This window comes from Spirosoma luteolum, from assembly GCF_054778875.1.
In genome coordinates this window covers 606,897-624,507 of record NZ_BAAGZE010000006.1, presented here as the reverse complement: position 1 = coordinate 624,507, position 17,611 = coordinate 606,897, and the positions used below count along the sequence as shown (strand labels likewise).

The 17,611-nt window shown below is 58.0% G+C and carries 15 protein-coding genes; 12 read left to right on the top strand and 3 right to left on the bottom strand.

Annotated elements, in window-relative coordinates; all coding sequences use genetic code 11:
* Positions 1 to 12: 12 nt before the first annotated feature.
* The 7 genes from ACYVAC_RS13135 to ACYVAC_RS13105 all read left to right on the top strand — a co-directional run bounded on the left by ACYVAC_RS13135 (position 13) and on the right by ACYVAC_RS13105 (position 6,511).
* Positions 13 to 1,587: a SusD/RagB family nutrient-binding outer membrane lipoprotein gene (locus ACYVAC_RS13135; RefSeq protein WP_461098147.1), complete on the top strand. Its 1,575-nt coding sequence runs from the start codon at positions 13 to 15 to the stop codon at positions 1,585 to 1,587.
* A gap of 243 nt (positions 1,588 to 1,830) precedes the next feature.
* The gene (locus tag ACYVAC_RS13130; RefSeq protein WP_461098146.1) at positions 1,831 to 2,742 is read left to right on the top strand and encodes a metallophosphoesterase family protein; all 912 of its coding nucleotides are present in this window, start codon (positions 1,831 to 1,833) and stop codon (positions 2,740 to 2,742) included.
* A 369-nt stretch (positions 2,743 to 3,111) separates the two neighbouring features.
* Positions 3,112 to 3,684 carry a phosphonate degradation HD-domain oxygenase gene (locus ACYVAC_RS13125; RefSeq protein ID WP_461098145.1) on the top strand — a complete coding sequence of 191 codons (573 nt, stop codon included), beginning with the start codon at positions 3,112 to 3,114 and terminating at the stop codon, positions 3,682 to 3,684.
* Between the two features lie 47 nt (positions 3,685 to 3,731).
* Positions 3,732 to 5,018, top strand: coding sequence for a DUF5690 family protein (locus ACYVAC_RS13120; protein WP_461098144.1), 1,287 nt, complete (start codon positions 3,732 to 3,734; stop codon positions 5,016 to 5,018).
* 44 nt (positions 5,019 to 5,062) lie between these two features.
* Complete coding sequence (locus ACYVAC_RS13115) at positions 5,063 to 5,398, top strand: nucleotidyltransferase domain-containing protein (protein ID WP_461098143.1); 336 nt, start codon at positions 5,063 to 5,065, stop codon at positions 5,396 to 5,398.
* Positions 5,395 to 5,784: a HEPN domain-containing protein gene (locus ACYVAC_RS13110; protein WP_461098142.1), complete on the top strand. Its 390-nt coding sequence runs from the start codon at positions 5,395 to 5,397 to the stop codon at positions 5,782 to 5,784. Before ACYVAC_RS13115 ends, ACYVAC_RS13110 begins: the two co-directional genes overlap by 4 nt.
* A gap of 55 nt (positions 5,785 to 5,839) precedes the next feature.
* Entirely contained in the window at positions 5,840 to 6,511 is a 672-nt protein-coding gene (locus ACYVAC_RS13105) for a class I SAM-dependent methyltransferase (protein ID WP_461098141.1), read from the top strand.
* A 254-nt stretch (positions 6,512 to 6,765) separates the two neighbouring features.
* Here the strand turns inward: ACYVAC_RS13105 and ACYVAC_RS13100 are convergent, their stop codons facing one another.
* Positions 6,766 to 7,677, bottom strand: coding sequence for an MrcB family domain-containing protein (locus tag ACYVAC_RS13100; RefSeq protein ID WP_461098140.1), 912 nt, complete (start codon positions 7,675 to 7,677; stop codon positions 6,766 to 6,768).
* 748 nt (positions 7,678 to 8,425) lie between these two features.
* Here ACYVAC_RS13100 and ACYVAC_RS13095 point away from each other — a divergent pair.
* From ACYVAC_RS13095 to ACYVAC_RS13075, 5 genes are all read left to right on the top strand, one after another.
* Complete coding sequence (locus tag ACYVAC_RS13095) at positions 8,426 to 8,911, top strand: (2Fe-2S)-binding protein (RefSeq protein ID WP_461098139.1); 486 nt, start codon at positions 8,426 to 8,428, stop codon at positions 8,909 to 8,911.
* The gene (locus ACYVAC_RS13090; protein WP_461098138.1) at positions 8,908 to 11,088 is read left to right on the top strand and encodes a xanthine dehydrogenase family protein molybdopterin-binding subunit; all 2,181 of its coding nucleotides are present in this window, start codon (positions 8,908 to 8,910) and stop codon (positions 11,086 to 11,088) included. Before ACYVAC_RS13095 ends, ACYVAC_RS13090 begins: the two co-directional genes overlap by 4 nt.
* Positions 11,089 to 11,223: 135 nt before the next feature.
* Positions 11,224 to 11,865, top strand: a complete 642-nt coding sequence (locus ACYVAC_RS13085) for a vWA domain-containing protein (RefSeq protein WP_461098137.1) — start codon at positions 11,224 to 11,226, stop codon at positions 11,863 to 11,865.
* 60 nt (positions 11,866 to 11,925) lie between these two features.
* The gene (locus ACYVAC_RS13080; RefSeq protein ID WP_461098136.1) at positions 11,926 to 13,071 is read left to right on the top strand and encodes a hypothetical protein; all 1,146 of its coding nucleotides are present in this window, start codon (positions 11,926 to 11,928) and stop codon (positions 13,069 to 13,071) included.
* Between the two features lie 13 nt (positions 13,072 to 13,084).
* Positions 13,085 to 13,522: a hypothetical protein gene (locus tag ACYVAC_RS13075; protein WP_461098135.1), complete on the top strand. Its 438-nt coding sequence runs from the start codon at positions 13,085 to 13,087 to the stop codon at positions 13,520 to 13,522.
* A 73-nt stretch (positions 13,523 to 13,595) separates the two neighbouring features.
* Here ACYVAC_RS13075 and ACYVAC_RS13070 read toward each other — a convergent pair whose 3' ends face one another.
* Together ACYVAC_RS13070 and ACYVAC_RS13065 are read right to left on the bottom strand one after the other, a co-directional pair.
* Positions 13,596 to 14,918, bottom strand: coding sequence for a sialidase family protein (locus tag ACYVAC_RS13070; protein ID WP_461098134.1), 1,323 nt, complete (start codon positions 14,916 to 14,918; stop codon positions 13,596 to 13,598).
* A gap of 222 nt (positions 14,919 to 15,140) precedes the next feature.
* Positions 15,141 to 17,573 (bottom strand): TonB-dependent siderophore receptor, encoded by a 2,433-nt coding sequence (locus ACYVAC_RS13065; protein WP_461098133.1) that lies wholly within the window; start codon positions 17,571 to 17,573, stop codon positions 15,141 to 15,143.
* Between the last annotated feature and the right edge of the window lie 38 nt (positions 17,574 to 17,611).

The window sequence follows — 17,611 nt, the reverse complement described above, 5'->3', positions numbered from 1 at the left end:
CTCCGTTATCCCATGAATCTCAAGTCATATATAGTATCGCTGCTGGTGCTGGGCTCGGCCCTGCTGACCACCGGCTGCGAGCAGTCGTTCGACGAACTCGAAAAAGACCCCAACCGGCCCACCAGTGCCCCCGCGTCGCTGGTCTTCAACGGCGTGCTCAACGATATGTACAGTGCCACCGGTGGCGGGGCCTGGAACGATTACCAGCGCTGGAACCAGTTCTACGCCAGCAACTACAACTACTACGCCACCAACGATTACGCCTGGACCACCACCGGCCTCAACTACACCACGCTCAACAACGTGCTGCAGATGGAGAAAGAAGCCAAAAAGGCGGGGCTGGCCGATATAAATCCGTACTCGGCGCTGGGCAAGTTTTTCCGGGCTTATTTCTACGTGAACATGACGCAGCGCGTGGGCGATCTGCCGCTGAGCAGTGCGCTGGCCGGCAACGACAACCTGACGCCGACCTACGACAGCCAGAAAGCGGTGTACGTACAGGTGCTCAACTGGCTCGATTCGGCCAACGACGACATGGCCACGCTCATCGCCAAAGGCGACAACAACCTGCAGGGCGATATCTACCTCGGCAACAGCCTCTCGCAGTGGCAGAAAGTAGTAAACGCCTACAAGCTGCGGGTGCTGGTGAGTTTGTCGAAAAAAGAAAACGATGCCGATCTGAAGGTGAAGCAGCGCTTCGCCGATATACTGGCCAACCCGACGAAGTACCCGATCATGACGGCGTCGACCGATAACCTGCAGTACGTCTACAACAGCCAGTTCAACAAATACAACCGCAACCCCGACAACTTCGGCCAGAATGCCACGCGGGAAAACATGGCGGCTACGTATCTCGGTACGCTGACGAGCCTGAGCGACCCCCGCACGTTTATGGTGGCCGAACCGGCACCGGCCAAACTGGCGGCCGGGCTGAAGCCAACTGACTTTGCGGCTTTCGTGGGCGCTTCGTCGGGCGAAGACCTGGCCGATATGTCGTCGAAAGCCAACAAGGGCGAGTATTCGTTCCAGAACCGCAAACGCTACTACAGCACCTATACGGCCGAGCCGTTTATCCTGCTGGGCTACCCCGAAGTGCAGTTCAGCCTGGCCGAAGGCATCAACCGGGGCTGGGCACCGGGCAACGCCGAGACCTACTACAAAAACGGTATTCAGGCGTCGTGGGCGTTCTACGGGCTGCAGGATGGGGCCAATACGGTGTATTTCTCGGCCGATGGGGGCTACAAGAATTTTAGTGCCTACCAGGTGCCGGTTAGCTTCGGCACCTACTACGCCCAGCCTGCCGTGGCCTACGCCGGCAACACCGCTACGGGCCTGAACCAGATTCTGACGCAGAAATACCTGGCGTTTTTCCAGCAGTCGGGGCTCGAAGCCTTCTACAACCAGCGCCGGACGGGCGTACCCACGTTTTTGGTCGGCCCCGGCACGGGCAACAGCCAGCGGATTCCGAAGCGGTGGCAGTATCCGACCTCCGAGCGCTCGTTCAATACCACCAACTACACGGCCGCCCTTACCAGCCAGTATGCGGGTAAAGACGATATCAATGAAATGATGTGGCTACTGAAATAAGCCGCTGACGGTCAGAAGTTAAGGTTCGTGGTGTGCGCGCGGGAAGCGGGTACACCACGACCTGTATTCGGGCGGGGCGGCTTTTGGGGCACCGGTCGCACCCTGACCGATTCCGCCGGTCGCCCGGCAGTAAGAACCCGCTCCCGACCCCTTATCTCCCCGCCCGGCACCGCGACCGATACCGGCCCCAATCGATACCCGTACCAAAACCTGTCAACAACCAAACAAACCTGACCCGTACTGATGAACCGTCGATCCCTACTCAAAACGGCCGGGCTGTTGCCACTGGCCGGCCCCGGCCTGTTGCCAGCCGCCACCGCAGCGCCCACCCGTAGCCTGCGCGTCGGCTACCTGGGCGATACCCACATTTTTGCCGATAAAAAGCCCATGGAGGGCGTGGCCCGCTGTCTGCACCACCTCCAGAACCAGGCCGACAAGCCCAGTTTTGTGCTGCACGGGGGCGACACCATTATGGACGCCCTGGGCCGCGACCGCGACGCGGTGAAAGCGCAGTGGGACGCCTGGCATACGGTGGTCCGGGCCGACAGTTCGCTGCCGATCGAATACTGCATTGGCAACCACGATGTGTGGGGTTTTGAGAAAGCCCGGCGCGAGCCGCTGTATGGGAAGCAGTGGGCGCTGGAGCAGATGAAGCTGGCCAGTCGTTACCGCTCGTTCGATCGTGGGGGCTGGCATTTTGTTATCCTCGACAGTGTGCAGCAGACGCCCGATGGCACCTGGTACACCGCCCACCTCGACCCTGAGCAGCTCGACTGGCTCCGGCGCGACCTGACGGCTACTGGCCCCAACACGCCGGTGCTGGTACTCTCGCACATCCCGATCGTGTCGGCCACGGTGTTCTACGACAAAAGCAACGTGAAAAACGGCAACTGGCAGATTCCGGGCAGCTGGAACCACACCGACGCCACCGACCTGATTGCGCTCTTCCACCAGTACCCCAACGTGAAAGCCTGCCTGAGCGGCCACATGCACCTGCTCGACCGGGTCGATTACAATGGAGTAACCTATTTCTGCAACGGCGCCGTAAGCGGCAACTGGTGGGAGAGCGACACCTTTCATCAGACCAAAGCCGGCTACGCCCTGTTCGACCTCTACGACGACGGTACCATCAACCGCACCTACGTGCCGCTGTGAGGCAGGGAGGGTTTTCAGTTTTCAGTTTGTGGTTTTCAGTTTACAGTTTTCAGTAGGTAGCGCACCGTCACCATATCGGCCCAGCCGGTCAGGCACCAGAAAACTGAATACCGAACCTCTCCCGCTCAGGCACCAGAAAACTGTAGACTGAATACTGTGAACGGTCCTCAACCGGTCAGGCGTTGGAAAACGGTAAACTGAATACTGAAGACTGAACTTTCCCCGAGCCTTCCCCGGAAAACTGTAAACCGAATACCGAAAACCAATCCTTCCTGCTTAGGCGCCGGAATACTAAAAACCGTAAACCGTAAACTGAATACCACAAACCCCGAACGACAAACCCCATACCCCAAACTACCCAACCCCTCCATGAAAACGATCGCCCAGCTTTTTGCCGCCGGTGGCCAGGACGCCTACTACGGCGAACCCGTTACGCAGGTCGAGCATGCACTGCAGTGCGCCCAGCTGGCCGAACAGGCCGGGGCCGACGAAGAAACCGTGGTGGCGGCTTTTCTGCACGACATCGGACACCTGCTGCCCGTGGAGTCAGCTGAAGGCTATATGGATGGGTACGGCACCGTCGATCATGAGCGGCTGGGGGCCGATTTTTTGCGGCAGCGCGGTTTCTCGGAAAAGATTGCCCAGCTGATCGAACACCACGTCGACGCCAAGCGCTACCTGGTTTACAAGCATCCGGACTACCGCGCCCGCCTGTCGGAAGCCAGCACCAAAACGCTCGCCTTTCAGGGGGGCGCCATGGAAGCCGACGAAGCCGCGCAGTTCGAACAGCACCCGTATTTCCGGGAAATTCTGCAGGTGCGGGGCTGGGACGAACGCGCCAAAGAAATCGACTGGCCCACCCCCGGCCTCGACCATTACCTGTACCTGTGCCAGCAGCAGGGGCGCGGGGTGTATGCGCCAGACAGTGTACGCCCGTGTTGAAAGAATAGTTAGCTTGCCAGTTGTGCCCGGTAATCGCTGCCTCTCGTATGTCATCACCCACCTTCCTTCGCAACCCCACCGCATTTACCCTGTTTGGCGCCACGGCGGCCTTCTGCACCTACGCCTGCATGTATGCCTTTCGCAAAGGCATCACGGCCGTAACGTTCGAGGGTGTAGAGTTTGCCGGGATTAGCTACAAAATCTGGCTTGTGACGGCGCAGGTGCTGGGCTATGCGGCCTCAAAAGGGCTGGGTATCAAGGTTGTTTCGGAGATGACGCCGGCCCGGCGGGCGGGCAGCATTCTGCTCTTTGTGGGGGTGGCGCTGCTGGCGCTGCTGGGATTTGCGCTGGTGCCGGCCCCCTGGAACATCGTGTTTCTGTTTCTGAACGGCCTGCCGCTGGGCATGGTCTACGGCATCATGCTGGGCTTTCTGGAGGGTCGCCGGCAAACCGACGCGCTGGTGGCCGGCCTGACAGCGTCATTTATTTTCGCGTCGGGCTTTGTCAAAACGGTGGCGCTCACCCTGCGGGCCGAGTGGGGCGTGTCGGAGTTCTGGCTGCCGTTCGTAACGGGGTCGCTGTTTGTGGGGCCCATGCTCGGGTCGATTTATTGTCTGACGCTGCTGCCGCCCCCCACCGCCGAAGACCGCGCCCTGCGCACCGAGCGCCGGCCCATGTCGCAGTCGGAGCGCCGGGCTTTTGTGCGTGATTTTGGTCCGGGGCTGGTGCTGCTCATTGCCTCGTATGTGCTGCTGACGGCCTTCCGCGATTTCCGCGACAACTTCGGTCCCGAAATCATGAAAGGGGCGGGCGTGACCAACCCCGCCCTGTTTGCCCGCACCGAAACGCTGGTGGCCCTGGGGGTGCTGGTGATGATGGCCCTGTTGCAGCGCGTAACCGATAACTTCCGGGCCTTTACGCTGCTCAACGGCATTATGCTGGCGGGTGGGGCGCTGGTGGGCCTCAGCACCTGGGCTTATACCACGGGCAGCCTGTCGGCCGGCAACTGGTTTCTGCTGACCGGGCTGGGCCTCTACATGGGCTACGTACCCTGCAACGGTCTGTATTTCGAGCGGCTGGTGGCGTCGTTTCGCTACGTCAGCACGGTTGGTTTCATCGTTACCCTGGCCGACTGGTACGGCTATCTGGGCAGCGTGGGAGTGCTGCTGTACAAAAACTTCGGGCAGGGGAGCATCAGCTACCTCGACTTTTTTATCAATGGGGCTTACGGGCTGGCCGTCGTCTACGTGGCGCTCGTGATCGGGTCGTACCTGTACTTCCGGGCCCGTTTCCGGGGCGCAGCCGTCGCGACGGAGCCGCAGCGCCTGACCTGAGCCACGGTTGTGAACGGTTCTGGAATCCGTTAGCTTTGCCCGGTATGCAAGCGACCATCAACCCGGCTATCGAACCTATCGTGCGCGAATTCAAAGCCGCCTTACAGGCGCTGTATGGCGATCGGCTGCACGATGTGGTGCTCTACGGTTCCTACGCGCGGGGCGACTACAACGAGGAATCCGATATCGACCTGCTGGTCGTCCTGACTGATGAGCAGGTCGACACGTTCGCTGAGATTCGGCGAATCAGTCCGTTGGAAACCCGCTTCCTGCTCGATTACGGGCTTGTGGTGTCGCCGTTGCCCGTACCGTACAGTCGCTATCGGGATTCATTCAGCCCCATCTATCAGGAGGTCAGAAAAGATGGTATCTACGTATGAAGGAAGAAATAACCCTGTGTCTGAACCGGGCAGCCTCAGCGCTGGAAGACGCTGCTTTTTTAGTAGAGGGGGAGCGAGTCCTAGCGGCAGCCAACCGGGCGTATTATGCTGTTTTCTACTGCGTGAGTGCACTACTGGCGTCTAAAGATGTGTACACGAAAAAGCATTCCGCTGCCCGAAGTAAGTTCAGCGAACTATTCGTGAAAACAACGCTATTTGACGTCGAAGCCAGTCGGATCGTAGGTAACTCATTTGCGTCCAGGCAATCGGCTGATTATGACATGCATGCGTTTATTAGTATTGAGGAAGCTACGTTACTGCTCCACGACGCCCGCCATTTTTACGACCTCACGCTGACGTATTTCCGGCAGCATCCGGTTGACTGAAGACCATTGCTCCGTTGACGATCGAGTCAGCAAACGGACTGAATATAACATACCCATGAACCCCTGGAGTACTGTTCCCTACGCCGATTATGAGCGCCACATGAGCCACGAAACCGTGGGCCAGTTGGCGTTGCTGAATGAGATTACGGGCGAAAAAGTAGCGCAGCGCAATCCGCAAACCGTAGCGGTGTACGGCGCCTGCACGGGGAACGGATTCGCCCATTTTGTCGATGCCCAGACCGTTTACGCCGTCGACCTGAACCCGACTTACCTGGCTGTTTGTCAGGAGCGCTATGACCCGATCCTGAACAACCTGGTGTTGCTGCAGGCCGATATCAATCAGGAGCCCATTGCCATACCGCCCGCTTCGGTCGATCTGATCATCTGCCACCTGTTTCTGGAATACGTCGACCTCGACCGGGCGTTTGCCAGCTTCCGGCAGGTGCTCCGTCCCGGCGGGCTGCTCAACGTGGTGTTGCAGCGCAGCAACGAGACCGGCTGGGTCAGCAATACGGGGGTAACGACGCTGCGGCCCGTGGCGGCCATTGCCCGCGAGGTACCGGACGAAACCCTGCGACAGCACGCAGCGCCCGATCTGCGCTTCGACGGCGCCCAGACCTACCGGATGCCCAACGGAAAAAGTCTGGTATCATACGGATTTGTCAAACCCGCCGACGCCCCCCCGGTCGAGGAAGCCGGCGACGACTGGCTGACGTGGGACCGGTAGGCGGGGGGGCGGACACTACCTAACGCCTGCCCTGTACTTTTCCGTCGACCGGTAACGTTTTGGCGCTTATGGGTGTTGGGGTAACAGCGTTTCATCACGTCCTGAACGTTAGCCAAATATAGTGATGTTGTTTATGAGTGTTATAAATGTTGAACAGCGTTGTTTCGAGCCTGTGACGAAATGAAAATAGAATTACCAAAGTTGATGGCGAGTTCAGGCAAGCCCCAATATTGCCAACATTTTGTTAGTAATATTCACTTCTGATTTTTCTGGATTACTTCTTTTAGTTTGTTTATGTCACTGGGATCGTCAAGTCTATGAATCATACTATGACAGTTACTGCATAATGCTGCAAAATCAGTGTCTATATTAATTTTAAACTGTCCGATGCCAAGAGTAGCAATTGGTGTAAGATGATGTGCTTCAATAAACTCTTTGCCCAATTCTCCATATTTACTAGTAAAGGCAAAATTGCAAGCCTCACAAGTATAGCCCTTATGTGCTTTTACTTTTTTTGAAATACTAGAATTACGCTCTATTCTAAAATGAAGACGATACTGTTTTTTTTCAATTGAGGTTAAGTGTTTTTTTTCATTGATTTGTGTATCATTAAAAGTTAATTCTTCGTAAAGATGTAAGTAACGTAAAATGTCTGCTGTTAACTGTTCTTGGTTAGGTAAACTGTCTGCTGAATAATATTTTGCAATTATATTGCCTGCTTCGTAAAGTTTGGCGTTCGTACTATTGGAGCTAAGGTTGATTTCTAGTAAGTCATTGTTTGAAATGTCAATTTTTGCTCTGAAGTCATCAGCTCTCACTCTCAAAACATTTTTTGCTTCTCTTTTGTAATTGTCTTTTACTTCTGTTACTCCTTGGTTTAATGATAAATAAACCCCTTTCATATCTGCTTTAAAAAGAAAGACTGGGTAAAATCCTGATTGAGGGGATTCAGTTATGAGAGTGTCTAAAATGGCAATCCAGGGGTTGTCTGTCCAATTACCTTTACCTGGTGAACCAACAACTTTATAACGGGTTTTATCTGGAATAATTTCAAAAATTAAATCCGGAAACTTATTGCGAAGTTTGTCAGCGAATTGATTAGCTGCGAAAGGTTGTTTCTTTTGTGACAGATAGTTTTCTATCGGTTCTTTTAGTATATTATCCATAGAATTATTGATGATGGAAAAAAATTGGCGTTATAGCGATGTTCTGTGTTTCATCCGCCGATAGCTGAGGCCGAGCAATGGACTAATTCGTTGAATTATTTCAACAACTTAGTGGCGTATTGTAAAGCCAGGTACTGATTGCAATGGATAATCTGCATTTGATGGTGCGTTTTGTCATTCGCCATGACGCCAAACCGAAGTTACCTGCCCTACTTTCTTTAAGCATTGTTCTTACTACTTTTTGTTCGAACTTTGGTTTAATTGCTACTCTATCGACTTTGCTCATAATTTCTTCTTTATTCTGCTATTTTAAAAGCGTATAGTCATTCCTAAATTCTTTGCAACAATTGGAGGGGATCGGAATGTTATTTTACCTGTTGAGTAAATAAATCCGAACTTATTATCAATTCTTGCTTTACAATACCATCTATAAAGTTTCTAAAAACCATGTATTCAAAGCCTTGTTAACTGTTCGCATTAATTTGTGGAAAGTGTAGAGCGTTCCCAATAATAGAAAAAGCTCATAGAATAGCCAAATCTACCGGTCATTTGAATTCATCGAGTCGAATGGGCTTTTAATTTTTCGACTGTGCGCTGGCTCACACGACCTACCACTCGATCCGGCTGAACGTTGGCTCCCGGCTGCGGGCCATCGGCCGCCAGATTGAAAGCCAATTGGCTAAGCCGCTGGCATACCGCGCATTGGGGTTTTTCGTAAATTAGTAGCTTCACCTGAACCTCTTTACCTATGGCAGTATTCACGCTGCAAATCAACGGCCGCAGCTACCGGGCTGATGTCGACCCTGATACCCCGCTGCTGTGGGTACTGCGCGATCACCTCGGGCTGGTCGGCACCAAATACGGCTGTGGCATCGCCCAGTGTGGCGCCTGCACGGTACACCTCGACGGCGAAGCCACCCGCTCCTGTGCGCTGCCCGTATCGGCCATTGGGAAAGCCCGCGTCACGACCATCGAAGGGCTGTCGGCCACCGGCACACACCCCGTGCAGAAAGCGTGGGACGCGGTCGATGTGCCGCAGTGTGGCTACTGCCAGGCTGGCCAGATCATGACGGCGGCCGCCCTGCTCAAACGCAATCCGAAGCCGACAGCCGAAGAAATCGACGCTACCATGACCGGCAACCTCTGCCGCTGTGGCACCTATCACCGCATCCGCGAAGCCATTCAACTGGCTGCCAGCACCCCGGCACCGGCTAAAACCACCCGCAAATCATGACCGATCTGACCAATTCGAGCCGCCGGGGTTTTCTGAAACTGGCCGCTGCGGCCGGCGGGGGCCTGCTGCTGGGCTTCCAGTGGGCCGATACCGAAGCCGCCGGTATGGCCATCGGCGTAGCGACGCCCGGCGTTACCATGCCCGGCGTGGCGACGCCCGGCGCGGGTTTCAACAGCTACCTGTCGATCAACCCGCAGGGCATCATCACCATTCTGTCGCCCAACCCCGAGGTGGGGCAGGGCATCAAAACGGCTTTCCCGATCATCGTAGCCGAAGAGCTGGATGCCGACTGGACGCGGGTGGTGGTGGAGCAGGCTCCGCTCGATACCAAGAAATTCGAACGGCAGGTGGCCGGGGGCAGCGGTTCCATTCCGCACTCCTGGACCCGGTTGCGGAAAGCCGGTGCCACCGCCCGACAGATGCTGCTGACGGCAGCCGCCACGCGCTGGAACGTGCCCGTCGCCGATTGCTCGACCGCTGCGGGCTTTGTGCTGCACCCCTCCACGAATCGTAAACTAAGCTACGGCGACCTGGCGGCCGAAGCCGCGCTGGTGCCCGTACCGGCTGATGTGCCGCTGAAGAAACCCGCCGAATTCAAACTGATCGGGCAGACCATCAAAAACGTCGATAATCCGGGTATCCTGACCGGTAAGCCCCTGTTTGGGCTCGACGTGTACCGCGAGGGCATGCTGTTTGCCATGATTCAGCGGCCCGCTTTCGGCTACACGCTCAAGGGTGTCGACAGCGCGGCCGCCAAAGCCATGCCCGGCATTATCGACGTGGTGACGTTCGACAACAACGTGGCTGTGGTGGGTAAATCGACTTGGCAGGTGAAGAAAGCCAAAGACGCGCTGAAGATCGACTGGCTTAAAACCGACGCCGTGGAGAGTACGGCCGACCATAACCGCCTGTTTCGCCAGTTGCTCGATGGCGATAAGGCCACCGTGCGCCGGAAAGACGGCGACGTAGAGGCTGCGTTCAAAGGAGCCGCCAAAGTCGTTACGGCCGAATACCAGTGCCCGTTTCTGCCGCACAACCCCATGGAGCCGATGAATTTCTTCGCCCATGTCCGGCCCGACGGCGTGGAGCTGATCGGGCCCACCCAAACGCCCGAACTGGCCCGCAACGAAACCGCCAAGCTGCTGGGCATCTCGCCCGACACCGTGACGCTACAACTGACCCGGATGGGGGGCGGCTTTGGCCGGCGACTTAAAGCCGATTACGCCATTGAAGCCGTACAGGTGTCGCGGCTGATGAAAGCGCCCGTGAAAGTTATCTGGTCACGCGAAGACGATATGACCGGTGGCAGCTACCGGCCCGCCGTGCGCTACCGGTTCGAAGCGGCCCTCGACGCCGGGGGCACCCTGATTGGCTACAAGCTGCGGGGCGCCAGTCTGAACGCCGGCAACGCCACCCGCGAGGACAATTTCCCGGCCGGTGCGGTCGACAACCTGCTGATCGACAGCGTCGACCACAAATCGTCGGTGACGACCGGGCCGTGGCGCGCGCCCATCACCAACTTCCTGGCTTTTGCCGAGCAGTCGTTTCTGGACGAAGTGGCGCAGGCGGCCGGCAAAGACCCCGCGCAGTTCCGGCTCGAGCTGCTGGATAAGGCCAAGCAGAAACCGGCGGGTGCCGTGAAGTACGACGTCGACCGGATGAAAGGTGTGATTCAGCTGGCCGTCGAGAAATCGGGCTGGGGGACCAAAAAAATGGTGGGGGGGAAACCCGTGGCGCAGGGCTTCAGCGTTTATTTCTCGCACCGGTCCTACGTGGCGCAGGTGGGCGAGGTGGTGATGCAGAAAGACAAACCCGTGCTGCAGAAAGTGTATGCCGCAGCCGACTGTGGCATCGTGATTAACCAGAGCGGGGCCCGGCAGCAGATTACGGGCTGCATCGTGGATGGCATCGGCCACGCCCTATACGGCAACCTGACCTTTACCGACGGTAAGCCCGATCAGCACAACTACGACGCCTACCGCCTGATCCGGATGAACGAAATTCCGGCCGTGGAGGTCCATTTTGTGAAAAACGAGATCGACCCGACGGGCCTGGGCGAACCGGCCCTGCCGCCCGCGGGTGGGGCGCTGGGCAACGCCCTGTTCAAGGCCACCGGCAAGCGCCTGCGCAGCCAGCCGTTTGTGCTGGACGAGGGACTGAAAAACGTACTTTCCTGACCAACCCGACCCACCGGCGATCCTCACCAGGGTCGCCGGTGGGCGTTTGGCGGGGTCGCTGCAAGCTTGCAGGCGTGAATGGCTGGCCCGTAGCGGTCGTACCTTTGTGCTGTTCATTTAAACAACACAACGCATATGACCACTACGCCACACCCCGTACACAATTTGATCGTGCTCGACCAGAGCGGATCGATGCATGCCCTGACCGACGCTGTACTTGCCGGCTTCGACGAAGTGCTGCACACCATCCGCACCGCGCAGGAAACGGAGCCGACCCAAGCGCAGTTTGTCTCGCTCGTTACCTTTGGCAGTCGGACCATCAACACCCTCATTGCCAGTCAGCCGGTTGCCCACGTCCGGCCTCTCGACCCGGCCCAGTACCGCCCGCACGGCAGTACGCCCCTCTACGATGCGCTGGGTCATAGCCTGCTGCGGCTCGAACGGCAGCTCGACGGGCAGGGCGCCCATACCGCCCTCATCACTGTTATCACCGATGGGATGGAAAACGCGTCGACCGACTACAGCGGCCCCGAAATCAAGCGGCTGATCGAGCGGCTCACCCGCCAGCACGACTGGGTGTTTACCTACATGGGGGCCAACCATGCCGTCGATGAGGTGGCCGGCAGCCTTGCTATCCAGGCTCACCTGACATTCACATCCGATCGGGCAGGGTTGCGCGACATGTTCCGGAAAGACAGCAGCAGCCGGGCCGCCTTTTATAAGAAACGGAGTCAGGGTATGTCGGGCCGCGACGCCACGACCAATTTCTTCGACTAAGCCGCCGGTAGTTGAGTCGACTGTTTTTTTTGCCGTACTTTCTGCTTCTATTTCCACATCATGACCATTCACCTGCTCCGGACACCGGACTACGAAGCCAACGATTTCTTTGCGGTGCTGTCGCTGCTGCAGTCGACCAACCCATCCACGCTGACCTTTCGGGCGGTGGAGCAGGTGGTCGATTCGGAGGAGTTTCCCTTTCTGAGCCGGCACTACAAGTCGCTGAAGTATGCCTACCAGCCCCTCGAGCAACGGCTGTACGCCCTCGATCGCAACGCGCCCCTGTCGTGGCGGGAGATGTTCGACGTCTGCCACTGGTATCGCCGGTGGGCCGATGTGCCGGCCGACGATCCGGTGATGCTGCTGACGCCCCGGCCAAACGCCCTCAACTGGTTTAGCGGCACCGACGAGCACCACAACTCGTTTATCCATACCGGCGACTGGGAACACTATATTACCAGCCACCACAAGTACCCGGTCGCCTACCAGGTCTGGGCTACGGTGCTGCGCGATGCCATGCAGCTGCCCGCCATCGGTGAGCACACGTATTTTCACGAACGTCCGATTGGCTGCATGAACGATTTCTGCGAACAGAAAATCGAAGTGGCTCTGAAACTGCGAACGGCCGATATCTGCGACAGGTGCTGCGCCCGCTTCGAAGCGGTTGCGGTGAACCCCCGCCTGATTTTTGACGGGCTGGAAGCCTTCAGCAGCCTGCGCGAGCAGATGCTGCTGCAGCAGGGATTCCGGCGCAAGGCCTCGGTCAGTGATCTGGTGGTGACTGACGATCTGAACATCACCTTCACCCAGTTCGGCAAGCTCGATGTAGCCATGCCGCACCTCTCCAAACTGATGTACCTTTTCTTCCTGCGCCATCCTGAGGGCGTCCGGATGAAAGAGCTGGGCGACCACCGGGCCGAACTGATGTATCTGTACCGGCAGGTGTCTAGCGCCACGAACTGGCATACGCTCAACGACCGGATCGACAGGGTGGTTGCTCCGCTGGCGGGAAGCACGCGGGATCAGAGTATCAACCGGGCCAACAAAGCCATGCGCGACGCGCTGGGCGAGTCGATTGCGGAGCCGTACCTGATCAGCGGCACGGCGGGCGAGTTGTACCGCATCGGCCTGCCTGCCAGCCGCATCACCCTGCCCCGTTTCCTGACGGAAATGCCGGTTCCCCCGGCCAATCTGTTTCACCCCTGAACCCGCTTGTTGTATGTGGATAGCCTCTACACTTGGTTTCTTTGCCATAAGCTGGTCGGACCGCAACGGCCAGTTCGAGATTATGGCGCGTCGGAAAGCCGACCTGCAAAACCTGCTCAACGCCGGCCTGACCGGTACGCTGGCCAGGGCCGATCACTTTCCCCGGCTGGCGATCACGCCCGACGAGCTGCCCCGGTTCTACGCCCTGCTGGCCACGCTGGTCGACTACGGGGATTTTCAGGCGCGTATTCAGGCGCTGCCCGACCAGGCCGATAAAGAATCGTTCTACAGGTCGATACAGCAGGCTACGCGCGACTACCAGGCAAGAGTCCGCCTGGCCGAAGCCAGTGAGCACGGCTTTGGCGAGGCCATTACGCCCGACGAGGTCGAAACCGTCGACGACTATCAGCAGCGAGCCTATCAGGAGTGGCTTCGGCTGCAGGGTAAGTAAGCACAAAAAAAAAGGCCTGCTCCAACTGGGGCGGGCCTTTCCGGTTTCGTGGTTTGGCTTTTGTTACTTGTCGTTACAGGCGCACCTGCGACAGGCCCAGCGCGTTTTTATTGTTGGGACCTTTGATTTCGTAGGCAACCACCAGCTGGTTGTCGATTACCAGTCCGCTGGCGTTGGTTACGTTGCGGGCGTCGGCCACCAGCTGCGTAGCCGGGTTGGTGTTGCCCGTGATGGTTTTGTAGGCGATAACCGACTGAACACCCGCTTCGGACGACTGATTCTGCTCCCAGAGCAGCACCGACGCGTTGGGGGCGGGGGTTAGCCAGGCGTTGCGGGCGGTGGGTTCGTCGAGCACAAACAATCGTTTGCCCTGCTGATTGACTACCCGGATGCCGGGATCGCTAGTGGTGCCCGAGTACCAGGCAATCAGGTTGGTGCCGCTACCCATGCTCGAGGTGGGCCCCGAGTGCGGGCAGCCGTTGATCTGCCAGTTGTCGGCAAACAGAATGGCGGGTTTGGTGAAGGTGGCCCCGTTGTCGGTCGAGGTCATCCGGGCGATGTCGCGGATGTTATCCTGATTCTCGCGGTAGTAGAGCTGCAGCGCCCCGCTCTTGTCGACGAGCAGACTGATGTTGCAGCAGTCGCACACGAACGGATCGAGAATGCGCTCGGGGCTGAACCGGGTGCCGGTCGACGATACGAACCGCAGATCGCGGGAGTGGGCCTGTCCCTGAATGTCGTTGAGATAGGCCACGCCGATTTCGCCGTTGGCCAGTACGGTGGCGTCGAAGAAACCGCGCACAATGTTGGGCGTTTTGTCGGCGTGAACGGGTTGGGGAGTCGTCCAGGTGTTGCCCTTGTCGGTCGAGTAGGTGTACACGATCTGCAAATCGCTGGGTCGACCACCGCCACGGGGCGCATTGCCACGGGCAGCACCGTCGCCGGCTTTGGCAGCCGGGGCGGCACCGTGGTCGTGACCAGCACCAGCCTGGGGCGCACTAGCCTGGGGCGCACCGTGGTCATGGCTGGGGGCGGCTGCTACAGCGGCTGCCGACTCGGGTCCGCGCAGGGCAAACACGGCCACGGGTGTACCGTCTTTCTTGAAGAGCAGCTTCGGCCGCATCAGCCGCGAATTGCCCAGACCGGGTGCCGAGAAAATAAGTTTTTTAGCGCCAAACGTCTGTCCCTTGTCGGTCGACTCGGCCCAGTAGAACGACACGACGCCCGCGGGGTCTTTCTCGGTCCACGAGAGGGCTACCGTACCGCCGGGCGTGCGGGTCAGGGTGGGCACGGCAAAGGCGCGGGTGGTGTCGGCAAAAGGCTGCGTGCCGCCGGCAAGGCTGTAAAAACTGGTCAGCAGCAGCGCCATGATCAGGTGTATTCGGGTGCGAAGCATGGTATGTGGGTTGGTGGTTTGACGTTAGTGGTTGGTGGTTTGTCGTTAGTAGTTTGTCGTTTGGGTGTTTGTGGTTGGTCGTTTGGTTGTTCGTCGTTTGGGTGTTTGTGGTTGGTCGTTCGTCGTTTGGGTGTTTGTGGTTGGTCGTTTGTGCTCACTGGCGAACTACAGACGACAAACCACAAACCACAAACCTCACACGACACACCTCACACGACAAACTTAAAATTTATAACCGAGTGTCGCCGTCAGCTGGCGGGGCGGAATGGGCATGATGCTGTAGCGGTCGTGGATCAGGTAATTCAGCGCGTTGGTGATGTTCGAGACCTTGACCAGCAGTGAGACCGGACCCAGGTCGTAGCCGGCTGTCAGGTCGATGGTGGTGAAGCCGGTGAGCGGAATCAGCCGACTGTAGGCGGGTGTCTGCCCCACGGTGTTGTTGTTGCCGCCGTAGCGGGCGCCGGTATAGAAGGCCGAGGCTCCCAGTTTCAGGCCGCGCAGGCCCGGCGTCGTAACCGTGTAGAATACCGTAGCGTTGGCCGTGTGGGCGGGGTTGTTGGTCAGCCGTTCGCCCTGCACCGGGGCGCCCACAGCCGTCGATGCCTGCGTGTAACGCATGTAGTTGTAGCCGTAGCCCAGGATGGCGTAGGCGTTTTTCGACAGGTTGACGTTGAGGTCGATATCAAAACCATCGCTTGTGGTCTGCCCCGTAAACTCCTTGATGTTGGTATTGGTGTTGGGCGTGCCGTCGGCCAGCGTCAGCGCCGTCTGAGCAAAGTTACTGTTCTGAATCCGGTATAGGCTCAGGTTGGCCGTCAGGCGTCCGTCCAGCAGTTCGTTTTTAAATCCCACCTCATACTGATCCACAATCGATGGTTTCAGCACCTGCCCGTAGATGTCGAGCCCGGTGTTGATGGTGAAGTTGTTGGCGTAGCTGCCGAAGAGCGAGGTGTTGCGCGTGGGCTGGTAAATGATCGCCACCTTCGGCGAGAACGCCTGATCGATTTTGTCGACGGCCGTGCCGCGCGTTTCAACGCCTGTTACCTGGTTGAGCAGCGTGGTCTGCACCGTGTTCTGCGACGACCACCGCAGCCCCGCCAGTACGTTCACACGGTCCGAAAGCGCTATCAGGTCTTGTACGTATAGGCCATACCGGTAGGAAGGCGAGGTCGTACGCACCAGCACCCGGCTGTCGGGAATATCGGTACGCTGGGTGTATTTTACCGGATTCAGAATGTTGATGGTGTCGTAGGTCGATACGGTTTTACCGTTGCTCGTAATGGAGAAGGAGTTGCTCTGGCTAACAATGGCTGTATAGTCGGTACCCACCAGCAGCTGATGGGTCAGCCTGCCTGTGCTGAACCGGCCGTTGAGGTTTACCTGCCCTGTGGCGTTTGTTTCGCGGGTAAGGGTACGGCTCAGCGCCCGAATCCAGTCGCCGTTGGCCTGCACGTTGTTGTTGGGAACGGCAGCCCCGAACGCCGTTACGTCGGTGCGCTGGGCAGAGCCGATGGCGATCAGTTTCCAGCGGTTGCTGAACGCGTGGTCGAACGTCAGCGAGCCACCCGTCTGGTCGAGGTTATTGTAGGTCCAGCTGGTGTTGATGAAGCGTGAGCGGGGTACCGTTGTCGGAATTTCGGCATCGCGGTTGGCGTTGAGCGAGCCGATGCCGTTGTCGGGCGTCAGGTTCGACTTCAGGTAGTCGCCCTGCAGCAGCAGCGAGGTGTTGTCGCCCAGTTTGTATAGCAGCGACGGGTTCACGTAGATGCGTTCGGTTTTCACCACATCGCGGTAGCTCCGTGCGTTTTCGTAGGTGCCCACCACCCGAAACGCCAGGTTTTTGGCCAGCGGACCGTACAGGTCGATGATGGGTTTGTAGAGGTTGAAGCTGCCGGCCCGCAGCGATACGTTGCCACCGAAATTGAACTTCGGTTTCTTGGTTACCATGTTCACGATCAGGCCACCCGATACGTTGCCGTAGAGCAGGGCCGAGCTGCCTTTCAGCACCTCCACCGATTCGAGCGTGCTGGCTTCGGGAAAACCGGCCGTGTTGGTGATAACGCCGTTTTTAAAGATACTGCCCGACGCGCCGGCTACGCCGATGCTGTAGCCGCGGGCGGTAAACGTTTCGGCCACGCCCCCCCGCTGCTGCGTCAGCGCCACGCCACTCACGTTGCGGAGCGCATCGCCCAGCCGCGAAATCTGCTGGTTTTCAATGACAACCCGACTAACGGTGCCCGTGGTCTGCGGCAGGTCGAGCGGGGCGATACTGGCTTTACCCAACGACACGACTTTGTTGGTTGCCGTTACGTCGACCGCGTCGAGCTGGGCGGCATCGTCGGTGAGCACCAGCGGCAGGGTAGTGGTCTGGCCGGCGCTGATCACCACCGTCTGCTGCTGCGGAGCCAGACCCATGTACGAAATCCGGACCGTGTGTGTGCCGGGCTGGATGCCCCGGATCAGAAACGTACCGTCGGTATCGGTAACGCCCCCCCGGCGACTGTTGGTAAGGCTAACGCTGACCATAGCGGCTGGCTGTCCATCCCGGGTGCGAACGGTACCACTGAGGTTTCCCCCGGGCTGCGCCTGGAGCGGGCGGCAGCACAGGAGTAGTAACACAAAGAAGAGCGATGTATAGGTAGTGAATGTTGTCATTATTTAGACTAATTATAAATTAATGCAAAGGTAGCTAC

Excerpts from the sequence above, each read along its gene's own strand:
- ACYVAC_RS13105 (WP_461098141.1), top strand. The coding sequence starts at position 5,840 with ATGAACCCCTGGAGTACTGTTCCCTACGCCGATTATGAGCGCCACATG.
- ACYVAC_RS13125 (WP_461098145.1), top strand. The coding sequence starts at position 3,112 with ATGAAAACGATCGCCCAGCTTTTTGCCGCCGGTGGCCAGGACGCCTAC.
- ACYVAC_RS13095 (WP_461098139.1), top strand. The coding sequence starts at position 8,426 with ATGGCAGTATTCACGCTGCAAATCAACGGCCGCAGCTACCGGGCTGAT.
- ACYVAC_RS13070 (WP_461098134.1), bottom strand. The coding sequence starts at position 14,918 with ATGCTTCGCACCCGAATACACCTGATCATGGCGCTGCTGCTGACCAGT.
- ACYVAC_RS13080 (WP_461098136.1), top strand. The coding sequence starts at position 11,926 with ATGACCATTCACCTGCTCCGGACACCGGACTACGAAGCCAACGATTTC.
- ACYVAC_RS13090 (WP_461098138.1), top strand. The coding sequence starts at position 8,908 with ATGACCGATCTGACCAATTCGAGCCGCCGGGGTTTTCTGAAACTGGCC.
- ACYVAC_RS13120 (WP_461098144.1), top strand. The coding sequence starts at position 3,732 with ATGTCATCACCCACCTTCCTTCGCAACCCCACCGCATTTACCCTGTTT.
- ACYVAC_RS13100 (WP_461098140.1), bottom strand. The coding sequence starts at position 7,677 with ATGGATAATATACTAAAAGAACCGATAGAAAACTATCTGTCACAAAAG.
- ACYVAC_RS13065 (WP_461098133.1), bottom strand. The coding sequence starts at position 17,573 with ATGACAACATTCACTACCTATACATCGCTCTTCTTTGTGTTACTACTC.
- ACYVAC_RS13085 (WP_461098137.1), top strand. The coding sequence starts at position 11,224 with ATGACCACTACGCCACACCCCGTACACAATTTGATCGTGCTCGACCAG.
- ACYVAC_RS13130 (WP_461098146.1), top strand. The coding sequence starts at position 1,831 with ATGAACCGTCGATCCCTACTCAAAACGGCCGGGCTGTTGCCACTGGCC.
- ACYVAC_RS13115 (WP_461098143.1), top strand. The coding sequence starts at position 5,063 with ATGCAAGCGACCATCAACCCGGCTATCGAACCTATCGTGCGCGAATTC.
- ACYVAC_RS13135 (WP_461098147.1), top strand. The coding sequence starts at position 13 with ATGAATCTCAAGTCATATATAGTATCGCTGCTGGTGCTGGGCTCGGCC.
- ACYVAC_RS13110 (WP_461098142.1), top strand. The coding sequence starts at position 5,395 with ATGAAGGAAGAAATAACCCTGTGTCTGAACCGGGCAGCCTCAGCGCTG.
- ACYVAC_RS13075 (WP_461098135.1), top strand. The coding sequence starts at position 13,085 with ATGTGGATAGCCTCTACACTTGGTTTCTTTGCCATAAGCTGGTCGGAC.